General features: G+C 46.6%; 15 protein-coding genes and 1 pseudogene. All 16 read left to right on the forward strand.

Translation table 11 applies throughout. The features are described 5' to 3' along the window. Nucleotides 1–657 (forward strand): ParA family protein (locus DXD02_RS14800; RefSeq protein WP_147399090.1); only part of this gene is annotated, 657 nt, incomplete at its 5' end. Further along, the gene (locus DXD02_RS14805; RefSeq protein WP_117499051.1) at nucleotides 614–1,540 is read left to right on the forward strand and encodes a ParB/RepB/Spo0J family partition protein; all 927 of its coding nucleotides are present in this window, start codon (nucleotides 614–616) and stop codon (nucleotides 1,538–1,540) included. The genes DXD02_RS14800 and DXD02_RS14805, both read left to right, overlap by 44 nt. Nucleotides 1,541–1,552: 12 nt before the next feature. Further along, nucleotides 1,553–1,828, forward strand: a complete 276-nt coding sequence (locus DXD02_RS14810) for a DUF5720 family protein (RefSeq protein WP_006775625.1) — start codon at nucleotides 1,553–1,555, stop codon at nucleotides 1,826–1,828. A 23-nt stretch (nucleotides 1,829–1,851) separates the two neighbouring features. Next, nucleotides 1,852–2,043: a hypothetical protein gene (locus tag DXD02_RS14815; protein WP_006775626.1), complete on the forward strand. Its 192-nt coding sequence runs from the start codon at nucleotides 1,852–1,854 to the stop codon at nucleotides 2,041–2,043. 67 nt (nucleotides 2,044–2,110) lie between these two features. Next, nucleotides 2,111–2,980: a DUF6017 domain-containing protein gene (locus tag DXD02_RS14820; protein ID WP_110104043.1), complete on the forward strand. Its 870-nt coding sequence runs from the start codon at nucleotides 2,111–2,113 to the stop codon at nucleotides 2,978–2,980. 34 nt (nucleotides 2,981–3,014) lie between these two features. Beyond that, complete coding sequence (locus tag DXD02_RS14825; protein WP_117499049.1) at nucleotides 3,015–3,761, forward strand: BRO family protein; 747 nt, start codon at nucleotides 3,015–3,017, stop codon at nucleotides 3,759–3,761. 22 nt (nucleotides 3,762–3,783) lie between these two features. Next, complete coding sequence (locus DXD02_RS14830) at nucleotides 3,784–4,095, forward strand: DUF5720 family protein (protein WP_025487374.1); 312 nt, start codon at nucleotides 3,784–3,786, stop codon at nucleotides 4,093–4,095. Between the two features lie 12 nt (nucleotides 4,096–4,107). Then, nucleotides 4,108–4,527 (forward strand): DUF4313 domain-containing protein, encoded by a 420-nt coding sequence (locus DXD02_RS14835; RefSeq protein WP_055658165.1) that lies wholly within the window; start codon nucleotides 4,108–4,110, stop codon nucleotides 4,525–4,527. 84 nt (nucleotides 4,528–4,611) lie between these two features. Next, complete coding sequence (locus tag DXD02_RS14840; protein ID WP_117499047.1) at nucleotides 4,612–5,112, forward strand: PcfB family protein; 501 nt, start codon at nucleotides 4,612–4,614, stop codon at nucleotides 5,110–5,112. Beyond that, nucleotides 5,109–8,102 (forward strand): annotated as a pseudogene (locus tag DXD02_RS16300) (DUF4368 domain-containing protein). The gene DXD02_RS14840 and the pseudogene DXD02_RS16300 overlap by 4 nt, the downstream one beginning before the upstream one ends. After that, complete coding sequence (locus tag DXD02_RS14850; protein WP_002593326.1) at nucleotides 8,099–8,443, forward strand: TnpV protein; 345 nt, start codon at nucleotides 8,099–8,101, stop codon at nucleotides 8,441–8,443. Before DXD02_RS16300 ends, DXD02_RS14850 begins: the two are co-directional and overlap by 4 nt. Nucleotides 8,444–8,658: 215 nt before the next feature. Then, nucleotides 8,659–10,623, forward strand: a complete 1,965-nt coding sequence (locus DXD02_RS14860) for a DUF1430 domain-containing protein (RefSeq protein ID WP_002593327.1) — start codon at nucleotides 8,659–8,661, stop codon at nucleotides 10,621–10,623. Then, the gene (locus DXD02_RS14865) at nucleotides 10,620–11,228 is read left to right on the forward strand and encodes an ATP-binding cassette domain-containing protein (protein ID WP_002593328.1); all 609 of its coding nucleotides are present in this window, start codon (nucleotides 10,620–10,622) and stop codon (nucleotides 11,226–11,228) included. The genes DXD02_RS14860 and DXD02_RS14865 overlap by 4 nt, the downstream gene beginning before the upstream one ends. A 153-nt stretch (nucleotides 11,229–11,381) precedes the next feature. Continuing rightward, nucleotides 11,382–11,567 (forward strand): hypothetical protein, encoded by a 186-nt coding sequence (locus tag DXD02_RS14870; RefSeq protein WP_005944784.1) that lies wholly within the window; start codon nucleotides 11,382–11,384, stop codon nucleotides 11,565–11,567. 44 nt (nucleotides 11,568–11,611) lie between these two features. Next, nucleotides 11,612–11,971 (forward strand): DUF3847 domain-containing protein, encoded by a 360-nt coding sequence (locus DXD02_RS14875; protein ID WP_015524579.1) that lies wholly within the window; start codon nucleotides 11,612–11,614, stop codon nucleotides 11,969–11,971. Continuing rightward, nucleotides 11,937–12,167 (forward strand): MobA/MobL family protein (locus DXD02_RS15890; protein WP_243108256.1); only part of this gene is annotated, 231 nt, incomplete at its 3' end. The genes DXD02_RS14875 and DXD02_RS15890, both read left to right, overlap by 35 nt.

A 12,167-nucleotide genomic window follows, 5' to 3' on the forward strand; every position in this document is an offset into this window, starting at 1 on the left:
GACAAGCTGCCATTTACACTGTCGGATGCAATGGGCAAAATTCTGATGGATCAGCCTATACGCCCCGGAGAAGGTATTCTGCATCATGCAGAAGGCGTTGACCTGATGCCTGCGGATATTCAGCTTTCCGGTATGGAGGTTTCTCTGGTAAACGCCATGAGCCGTGAAACGGTTTTACGGCAATATCTGGACACACTGAAGGGACAATATTCCCATATCCTGATTGACTGTCAGCCCTCGTTGGGGATGCTTACGGTCAATGCGCTGGCGGCTGCGAACAGGATCATAATTCCCGTTCAGGCAGAGTATCTGCCCGCCAAAGGACTGGAACAGCTTTTATCTACGGTCAGCAAGGTAAAACGGCAGATCAATCCAAAGCTCCAGATTGACGGTATACTGCTGACGATGGTGGATAACCGCACCAACTTTGCCAAAGAGATTGCTGCTTTGCTGCGGGACACCTATGGAAGTAAAATCAAAGTCTTTGGAACGGAGATTCCACACTCTGTCCGTGCAAAGGAAATTAGCGCAGAGGGAAAAAGCATTTTCGTCCATGACCCTGGCGGTAAGGTGGCAGAGGGGTATCGAAATCTGACGAAGGAGGTGTTGAAACTTGAAAAGCAGCGCGAAAAAAGTAGAACTGGCATCGGTAGATGATCTGTTTTCTACGGAGGAGAGCCGTGCCGATGCTCAGAGAGAAAAAGTAGTAGAAATCCCGCTGTCGGAACTGCACCCGTTCAAAGGGCATCCATTCAAAGTCAAGGATGACGAAGCCATGATGGAGACCGCAGACAGTATCAAGCAGTATGGCGTTCTGGTTCCGGCGATTGCTCGACCGGACCCGGAGGGCGGTTATGAGCTGGTAGCCGGACACAGGCGGCACAGAGCCAGTGAGCTGGCAGAAAAGGAGACCATGCCGGTCATTGTTCGGAATTTGGATGATGATGCCGCCACGATCATTATGGTTGACAGCAACCTGCAACGAGAAAGTCTGCTCCCCAGTGAAAGAGCATTTGCCTACAAGATGAAGCTGGATGCCATGAAACATCAGGGAGAGCGAGTTGATTTAACTTCGTCCCAAGTTGGGACGAAGTTGAGAGCCGATGAAATATTGGCTCAGCAGGCTGGTTCAAGCAGAAATCAAGTTCAGCGCTATATCCGTCTGACAGAGCTGATTCCTGAATTGATGGATATGGTGGATGAAAAGAAGATTGCCCTGAACCCTGCCTATGAGCTGTCCTTTCTCAAAAAGGAGGAACAGGTAGACCTGTTGGACGCGATGGACAGCGAACAGGCTACCCCTTCTCTTTCTCAAGCTCAGCGGCTCAAAAAATACAGTCAGGAGGGGCATCTGACCCTCGATATGATGCGTGTCATCATGGGTGAGGAAAAGAAAAGTGATCTGGACCGAGTGACATTTACCTCCGACACTTTGCGGAAATATTTCCCCAAAAGCTATACGCCCCAGCGGATGCAGGAAACCATTATCAAGCTGCTGGAGGCATGGCAGAAAAAGCGTCAGAGAGACCAGGAACGATGAAAGGAGCCGCCTATGAGGGATATTTCAGCCCGTGAGCTGAAAGGACACAACATTCTCGCCGTAGAGAGGTTTTGGGATAATACCCGCTGGATGATCGAGTTTTCCGTCCTGCGTCCCAGCACTGCTTACGGCAGCCCCGGAGATGAAATGCGGTTGTTTTTGACTGAGGACGGGTATCAGGCCGCCCTGCAAAGCCAACAGCGCCGGGAGATCAAAATCAAGCGTTACGCTCGTGTGATTGAGGGACATATCCTCGATTTCAAACCGGGAAAACGCCGCCGCTCATAAACCCATACAACGAAAGGAAAGGAATGACTATGTGTACGGTAAAGGAAATTCAAGAAGCAATCCGGGAAGATTGCAAATCTCAGCATGACATGGATTCAACGGATATTGACCGCGTGATGCAAACACTTCCTTTCGCCCAGGAGGAGCCATTTACAGAGGCGCGTCCCCAAAAGCCGCTGTTTTGGTTCTATGCAAGAAAATTTGAAAAGCGCTGAACACCGCAATTCTTTGAAATGAGGATTGCGGTTTTTTTGTACCCAAAATTCGGAAGGAGTGAGGTCGATGGCCGTTTTTCGCATTGAACGGACCCGTGATTATACCGTGATGAGCAATCATCATTTACGAAATGCAAATCTGTCGTTAAAAGCCAAGGGGCTGCTTTCCATGATGCTGTCTTTGCCAGAGGACTGGAATTACACTACCCGTGGCCTTGCAAAGATCTGTAAGGAAGGCGTGGATGCCATCGGTGCTGCCCTGCGTGAACTGGAAGGAGCCGGATATATCGTGCGCCATCAGAGACGCGATAAAAGTGGGCGGATTACAGATACCGAGTATGTCATCTATGAACAGCCCCAGCCAGATATGTCCCAGCCGGATACGGCTTCACCAGATACGGAAAACCCGGATATGGTAAGACCGGATATGGAAAAGCCCGCAGAATTAAATATAGAGAAATCAAATACAGAAAAATCAATTACTTATGGATCAAGTACCGATTCCATTCCCTTCCGGGAAACAGCGGCGGCAAGACCGCCGGAACGGAAAGGAAGGGATGCGATGTCTGTCACAGAGATAGAAAATTATCGGGAGTTGATTTTGGAGAATATCGAGTATGACTGCTTGAAGCAGCGTTATCCTCTCTACCTGGATGACCTAAATGAGATCGTAGAGCTGTTGGTCGAAACGGTCTGTGCCAAACGAAAGACCACCCGGATCTCTGGGGCAGACTTCCCTCACGAGATCGTGCGTTCCCGTTTTTTGAAACTGGACAGCTCCCACATCGAGTTTGTCATGGACTGTCTGCAAAAGAATACCACCCAGGTACGCAACATGAAGCAGTACCTGCTTGCAGTGCTGTTCAATGCGCCTACCACCATGAACAATCACTTCACTTCATTGGTCAACCACGATATGCACGCAGGCGGCTGGTAAAGGCCGCCTTTTATCATGCAAAAGGAGGCACGACATGAACCAGATGGAAATTTTCAAAAACCCGGAGTTTGGCAGTATCCGGGTCATCGAAGAAAACGGCAAATACCTGTTCTGCGGAACGGATGTGGCCGCTGCGCTGGGGTACAGCAATCCCCGCGATGCAATTATCCGCCATTGTAGGTATGTCGTGAAACGCGACGCACCTCACCCACAAAGCCCCGACCGCAAAATCAGTATGACTTTTATCCCCGAAGGAGATTTGTACCGCCTGATCGTTCACAGCAAATTGCCATCGGCAGAGCGGTTTGAACAGTGGGTATTCGATGAGGTCCTGCCTACTATTCGTAAGCACGGGGCCTATCTCACAAAAGAGAAGCTGTGGGAGGTTGCCACTTCCCCGGAGGCTCTGATGAAGCTCTGCTCAGACTTGTTGGCTGAGCGTGAAGCGAATATTTCTCTGCGTAAGGAAAATGCACAGCTGGAGGGCAAAGCCGCTTTCTATGACCTGTTCATCGACTTAAAGCACAGCACCAATCTCAGGACTACCGCCAAAGAGTTGGATGTCCCGGAGCGCCGGTTTGTTCGGTTTCTGATAGAACGGCGGTTTGTGTACCGCACGGCATCCGGCAATGTGCTGCCTTATGCCAATGTGAAAAATGCAGGGCTGTTTTGCGTCAAAGACTACTGCAACCACGGTCATACCGGTTCCTACACGCTGGTCACGCCCCAGGGCAAGCTCTATTTTGCTCAGCTGCGGGAGATGATCTTGCTGGTCTCATAAGAACGGAAAGGAAGTGGGTTTTATGCAGGAAGGCAAAACAATCGGGCAGCTGATGGAGGAAATGCGCCAGAAAGCCGGGGCGCAGAACTATCACGGTCATGACTACATGGATCTCCAGCGATTTGCGGAGAACACCCGGCACATGATTATTTTTGATGTACTGACGCATGACTCCCCGGTTGGCTGGAAAGGAGAACGCACCCGCCTGTTTTTGTCAGATATAGGCTATGAAAAAGCTCTGGACAGTCAGGCAAATGGGCAGATCAAGATTCTCAGCCATGCAAAGGTCAGAAATGGAGATTTGTTTTATGACCACAAAGAACAGATACGATAGGAGGAATCCGATATGAATGAGGAAAAGAAAGTACCCTTTAAGTGGGAATATGGGGAAGAAACCATATCGCTGCAACTTGGAATGTATGCGAATAATCAGCGGCTTTATATCGGCATGATTACCCATACAGAAGATGGAGCAGAGGCGTTTGCAGATATGACGGTGAACCTACCAGGATATTCCCTGGACCCCGGAGAGGCGTTTATTTCCGGTGACATCAGCAAGGATTTGCTGCGATTCATCAAAGAGAACAAATTGGGGAAGGTGCTTCCCTATCAGGTTCAGTCCGGTTATGGAAAATATTCTGCTGTTGCCTTTGATCTGGAGAAGCTGAAGGCATTTGACCCCAAAGGTGTGGCAGAGTTCCGGAAAGAGTGGAATCTGCCGGATAAGAAGCCGGTAAAGAAAAAGAGCCGCGGGATGGAGCGATGAAAAAATACCTCCTCCGGCGGCTGGTGGTTCCGCCTTAGCAAAAAAAGAGATTCCCTGCAAACTTCGTGGAAAGGAGGCGAGAAAATGCAGGAAGAAGTGGAAAACAGAACTTTGACGCTGGTTGTCAGTGGAACAAAGTTTACCGGCAGAATGTTTAAGGCTGCCATAAGCAAGTACATGGCACATCGAAAGGAAAAGAAGCTGGAAAAACAGAGAAGCCGTGATGCGCCGGTTGTTCCGCATGGAAAACAGACTGTGAAGCAGCTTGTCGGGCAGAATCAGGGAATATCCAACATTGAGATCACAGACCCCTCTATCAAGGAGTTTGAGAAAATCGCCCGGAAATATGGTGTGGATTATGCGGTGAAAAAGGACCGCAGCAGTTCTCCGCCAAAGTACCTGATTTTTTTCAAAGGCCGTGATGCAGATGCTCTGACAGCAGCTTTTACAGAGTACACCAACAAAAAGGTCAAAAAGGCAACGAAAACAGAGCGCCCGTCCGTACTGGCAAAACTTAACCGGTTCAAAGAGATGGTTAAAAATGCTGTGGTGGATCGCACCAAGCGAAAGGAGCTGGAACGATGAAAAAGACATTGGACATCAAAAAGCTCATTTTGCTGAATATGCCGTATATCCTGATGGGACTGTTTGCTACCAATTTTGGAGAGGCATGGCGAATGGCACAAGGGGCGGATGCTTCAGAAAAGTTTCTTTCGCTGATTGCGGTTCTGCCTGGGGCGCTGCAAAGTTTCTGGCCAAGCCTGCATCCATTGGACTTGTTGGTAGGACTGTGTTGTGGAGGCAGTCTGAGGCTGGCGGTGTATCTTAAAAGCAAGAACGCCAAGAAATATCGACATGGTTTGGAATATGGTTCGGCCCGCTGGGGAACCCGTGAGGATATTGCACCTTACGTTGATCCTGTATTTCAGAACAATGTGATTCTGACGAAAACGGAGAGCCTGACCATGAACAGCCGCCCCAAGGACCCCAAGACTGCCAGAAACAAAAATGTACTGGTGATTGGCGGCTCCGGTTCCGGTAAGACCCGATTCTGGCTGAAACCAAACCTGATGCAGATGCACAGCTCCTATGTTGTGACGGACCCGAAAGGAACAATTCTGGTGGAGTGCGGAAAAATGCTCCAAAGGGGTGCGCCCAAGCTGGGGAAGGACGGAAAGCCCATGAAGGATAAGCACGGCAAGGTCATTTATGAGCCGTACCGAATCAAGGTCCTAAATACCATCAACTTCAAGAAGTCCATGCACTATAACCCCTTTGCATACATCCACTCGGAAAAGGATATTTTGAAGCTGGTGACAACGCTGATCGCCAATACCAAAGGCGAAGGCAAGGCCGGAGACGATTTCTGGGTAAAAGCAGAAACCTTGTTGTACTGCGCGCTTATTGGCTATATCCATTATGAGGCTCCGGTGGAGGAGCAGAACTTCTCTACCCTCATTGAGTTCATCAACGCCATGGAAGTCCGTGAGGATGACGAGGAGTTCAAAAACCCCGTAGACCTGATGTTTGATGCACTGGAAGCCGAGAAGCCAAATCACTTTGCGGTGCGCCAGTATAAGAAATATAAGCTGGCCGCCGGTGTTGTATGCTCTAAAAGACTTCTTAATCAAGCGGTTGGGAAGTCTCTTAGAACACACAACCTAAAACCGAAGAAAGGAGCGCAAGTTATGAGAAAAAATGAGAAAATCACAGCTCTGTACGAACGACTGAGCCGTGATGACTTTGGCAAAGATGATGACCAACAGCGTGAGAGCAATTCCATATCCAATCAAAAGGCAATGTTGGAGGAGTTCGCCGCACGGCAGGGCTTTACAAACATTGTCCATTTCACGGACGATGGCATTAGTGGTACTTGCTTTGACCGTCCCGGATTTTTAGCAATGATGAAAGAAGTGGAAGCCGGGAATGTGGAGTATTTGTGCATCAAGGACATGAGCCGCATGGGTCGTGACTATCTGAAAGTCGGTCAGATTATGGAAATCCTGCGTCAGCGTGGCGTTCGCCTTATCGCCATCAATGACGGCGTGGACAGTGCCAGAGGGGACGATGATTTTACCCCTTTCCGCAACATTATGAACGAATACTACGCCAGAGACACCAGCCGTAAAATCCGTTCCACTTTCCAGTCCAAAGGCAAGTCCGGCAAGCACCTCACAGGCACGGTCATTTACGGCTATCTTTGGAACGAAGCCAGAGACCAATGGTTGGTTGACCCCGAAGCCGCCGAGGTGGTCAAGCGCATCTTTGCCATGACGATTGACGGCTACGGTCCGTATCAGATCGCCAGCAAGCTGAAAGAAGAAAAAGTCCTCATTCCGTCCGCTTACCTTGCCCGGCACGGCGAGGGCGTGAACAAAAATAAGACCTTCAAAGATGTGTACGGCTGGGGTTCTTCCACCATCTGCAACATTCTTGAAAAGCGTGAATATCTGGGACACACCATCAATTTCAAGACCTGAAAGCACTTCAAGGACAAGAAAAGCCATTATGTCCCGGAGGACGAATGGACAATTTTCGAGAATACCCATGAAGCTATCATTGACCAGCAGACCTTTGACCTTGTGCAGAAAATCCGTGGGAATGTCAGACGCTACCCGGACGGCTGGGGCGAAGCAGCTCCCCTCACAGGCTTGCTTTATTGTGCCGATTGCGGCGGCAAGATGTATGTCCACCGTACCAACAACGGCAAGCGTATTTCTCAATATACCTGTTCCCAATACAGCAAAGTCCCAGTTGGAAAGCTCTGCACGACACAGCACCGTATCAATGAAGATGTGGTACTGTCCCTTGTTTCCGAAATGCTCAAAGCTATTGCCGAGTATGCGAAGCATGACAGAGCCGAGTTTGTCCGAGTGGTGCAGGAAGCGCAGTCCAGCCAGCAGACGGCAGAGGTCAAGAAACAGCGGATACGCCTTGCCACCGCAAAGCAGAGAGTTTCCGAGCTGGAAGTCCTGCTCTGCAAAATCTATGAGGACAACATTTTAGGAAAGCTGTCTGACAGCAGATATGCCACTCTGGACGCTCAATATGAAAAGGAGCAGACCGAGCTTACCGCTGAAATCTCTGTTCTGGAAAAGGCTATCAAGAGCTACGAGAAGCACGAAAAGGACGCTGACCGTTTTATCGCTCTGATTGACAAGTATGAGAACTTCGACAAGCTGACGATTGCCATGCTCAATGAGTTTATTGAGAAAATCCTTGTGCATGAGCGTGACCGCAAGGGCAGTATTCAGACCACACAGGAGGTCGAGATTTACTTCAATTTCGTGGGTCGTTTCGTTCCCCCTGCGTTTGGCGAAGTGGAGCTTACCCCGGAGGAATTAGAGGAAATCCGCAAGCGTGAGGAACGCAAGGACAGGCTCCACCAGAACTACTTGAAGCGGAAAGCCAGCGGAGCACAGAAGCGATACGAGGACAAAATCAAAAAGCGGAAAAAGGCAGAAATCGAAGCCAAGAAAGCCGCCATTCGTGCGGAGGACATTGCAAAGGGCGTGTTCGTCCCTGTCAGCAGTTTACCGCAGAGAGAGCCGATGAAAGGAGTACAAACAGCATGAATATCACTTACACACAGAACGGCGATTATCTTATCCCAAACATCATTATCCGCAAGACCAAGCCCCTCGGACACTACGGCAGACTTCGCAAGGCGTATCTGGAAATGCACCGTCCGATACTGTTCAATGAGCTGGTGCTATCCGACAAGCTCTTTGAGCATTGCGCCGAGATTGACGAAACAGCACGAAACCGCATGGAGCTGATCGTGCGGTCACTGGCAGAGCAAAACGGCGTGACCGAGCAACTGAAAGCCGAAAACCAAATGGAATGGGTGCGGCAGATGAACGCTTGCAAGGCACAGGCAGAGGAGATTGTGAAAGTGGAATTGATTTATGATTGAGCGAGGAAGTCCGGGCAGAAAACTGTTCGGACTTTTCTCATGTAGTCCAAAGTTGCGGTAGAATTGTTCACGAGTTTTATGGTACAATTTATGCGAATAAAGAAAACGGAAAATTAGAATCTAACAAGAGAATGTGGTTGTATGAAAAAATCCATATTAGTATTTTGGGCAATCGTGTGTCTGTTACCTATTCAAAGGAGGTTTAAGAATTTTAAATGAAACATATAAGAAATATATTGCTGTTGATTACGATTATTTTTGCTTTTGTTATGCAAGCTGAAGTATATCAAAATATGCTCTGGAACTTTAATGGTGCTTATTATTTATCGTCCAGATACACAACTACTAATGACGATATGGATTCATTTTTAGCCAATGCAGAAGATACAGCTGAGAAGCATGGTGTTCATATTTTTTCGACTTTTAATCAGAGAGTTTCTAATTATCAGACAAGACTTTATATTTATGGTGATGATACCGTTGTTCGGGATAGTCTTAAAAGCACAATGGATATTGAGGAAAAAACATATACGGCTTTGATAGGCGGAATCACCGTAATAGAATTTGAAGATTTTAGAGAAGCAAAAAACACAGGCAATGGACAGGAAATAATGGTCAGCTATATCGGTGACGATGATGACATTATTGCCACATATCAAGATTTGGCAAAAGAATATTCTATATCGCAGCCAGAGTTTTGGCAATCAACCGAAACTGATATGATGTTCATTGTTTGGGGCCTGGTTGCCATATTGATGATTGTACTTAATATGATTGAGGTGATACGCAGACAAAAGGAAGTAGTTGTACGAGCTTCTCTGGGCGAAAATGCTGCTGTGATTGCTCTAAAAGCTGTAGTGGCTGATATGATTTCATATGCTGCATTATTCGTCTTAGCAAAGTTGCTTGTTTCTCAATTTATATCGGGAGCGTATGAAGATCATCTCATTTTGGCAGTGTATTGTGCCGGAGCAGTTCTTTCCGTAATTCCTTATGCTGCTTTTGTCCGCTTTGATGTAAAAAAAGCCTTTGCCAATGCTTCAGATAAAAAAGGTATGTTTTATCTTCTGAACGGTCTTAAAGTATTTGCTACTGCTATGACGATTTTTACAATAACTACAAATCTCAGTAGCATTCAAGGTAATTTACTTACAAACACTACTCTTTTAGAAAATCATTATAATGATTACTATTTTGGAGTTATGCAGATTGAACCTCCTTTTGAAGAAAATGAGGAGGAATCCAAAGAGAGCGAATTTTGGAATGACCTTTACGAAAATGAATACAACACTATAAATCCGGTGGTCTGCATAGGCAGCCGGATAAGCGATACGGATAATTATATTTTTGTAAATCATAATGCCAGAGATATGCTGCAAGGGTTTTCTGATATGCTTACTGAAGATGATGAAAAAGAGGATATCGTGGTCTTCGTGCCAAAGGGAAAAAATGCGGAATCATACAAAGATATCGCAAAAGAGGAAATTGACTCTCTTACCCAAAATGCAGAAGAACTGCGTGTTGTTTATAAAGAATATTCTGGCAGAGAGCAATTTTATTATCTCAATTCGAACAGAGAAGAGGCTATTGACGGATTGTCAAGAGCAACAAATCCGATTGTTATTTATCAGGCAAATGAGGCTGTTGCTTTGAATGGAAGTTATATCGAAACAGGAACATATAATGGTGAGGTGATCTACGGATGCGATGAAAGCACAATTCGTAATGCTGCGAAAAAATATGCAGAACAGCTTGGTCCACACTATTTTATGCTGACGAATGTCGGGGAGGATTATACTTATAGTCATAGTTTCCTCGTGAAACTGATTGGCTTTATAAGCTCTCTTTGCGTATTAGTATTGCTGTTAGATATCGCTATCATCATATCTGAAGTGAAAATGGAATTTAGACTTAATGCGATGGAAATCTCCCTCAAAAAGGTTTTGGGCTATCGCTTTTATGAAAGGCACAAAAGATTTATTTCCGTTAATCTCTTAGAAAATATAGCCGTTGTGATATTGATTTGCATTGTTTCGCTTTTTATATCTAACGCAAGTGTCGGGATTGCTTTACTGGTTGGAGCATTGCTCACCATTATTGAAATGGCAATCATTTTCACAAATGTTATGTGGGTTGAAAAAACAAATATCTCAAAGTCCTTGAAAGGTGGATGTTTATGATTATAATTCGTGGCTTAAATAAAGCATTTGGAGAGAAAATAATTTTCTCCAACTTTAATTTGGAAATTCCGGATGGAAGTTTTGTAGTAATCAGCGGGGATAGCGGCAGTGGAAAAAGCACTTTGCTCAATATGATTGGTGGTATCGAAAAGCCGGATAGCGGCAGTATCATAATCGAAGGGCTGAATATTACCCGGCTTAAAAATAAAAACAGTTTTTTTGCGGATACAGTGGGGTTTCTTTTTCAGAATTTTGCACTGCTTGAAAATAAGACAGTTAAAGAAAATTTAAGTTTGATTAAAAAATCAAGCCGAACTAAAGTATCACTTAAAGAAGCTCTTAATCGTGTGGGGTTATCAAAGGAAGTTAACAAAAAAGTTTATCAGCTTTCCGGTGGTGAACAACAGAGAGTTGCTTTAGCTCGTCTTATGATGAAAAAATGTTCTGTTGTTTTGGCAGATGAACCTACTGGCTCACTTGACAAGAAAAATAGAGATATTGTTATGAGGTTATTGCACGAACTCAATGAAGAAGGTAAAACGGTTATCATTGTTACCCACGATCAGGGTATTATTGAAGATGAACCTTATGTTGTGAAAATCTGAGAGTACCTCTTAGAAATGTCTTGATCTACATTTTATGTAATTTGGGTCAGAAGAAAATCCCTTTAGGAACTAAAGGGCGCACTTCTATACTCTCCTATCGGGAGTATCGTGCGTCCTGCGGAGCTTCATTCTCCGTCAGCAGAAGAAAACTGCTTGACCGAGAATGTTGCGTCACTTCGTTCCGTCAAGGTGGCTACACCCCCTTGCGCCGCTAAAGCGGCTATCCCTTGTGGACTTGCCGTCCGCAAACAGCATAAAATGCTGTTCGCCGCCAGCAAGTTTGAAAAACTGAATACCGAAAAACTGACCGTTGACTGGTCGCACTATGCGAAAAGTTGACGGTCTTTTTTTATCCCAAAAATCAAAAAAGGAGGTCAATCACAATGACAAAACCGAAAACCCTTGAACAGCTCCGAGCCGAAAAGGAACGAGCCGAGACGCAGCTTGCACAGGAGAAGCACAAGCTCAACCGTCTTGAGAACAGAAAGAAATATCTGGAGAAAGGCGAAAGGCAGAAACGCACCCATCGTCTTTGCAATCTGGGCGGCACGATTGAGAGCCTTGCCCCGGAGGTCAAAGATCTCACACGCACCGAAATGACAGAGCTGATGGAGTACATCTTTTCTCTGTCCGAAGTCCAGCGAGCCGTCCGTCACATGGCGATTACTCACACCAACCAAGCGAACAGAGAAAAGGAGTTGAAAGCCGATGGCACTATTTCATCTGAGCGTCACGCAGACTAAGCGAAGCGCAGGACAGTCCGCTATTGCTTCTGCCGCCTACCGTGCCGGGGAGCGATTGTATAGCGAGTATTACGGCGAATACAGCGACTACACCCGCAAGGGCGGCGTGATCTGCTCTGACATTCTCTTGCCGTCCCATGCACCGCCAGAATACGCAGACCGCCAGACCCTATGGAACGCCGTGGAAAAAGCCGAG

This window comes from Blautia sp. TF10-30, from assembly GCF_003481245.1.
GTDB lineage: Bacteria > Bacillota > Clostridia > Lachnospirales > Lachnospiraceae > Fusicatenibacter > Fusicatenibacter saccharivorans.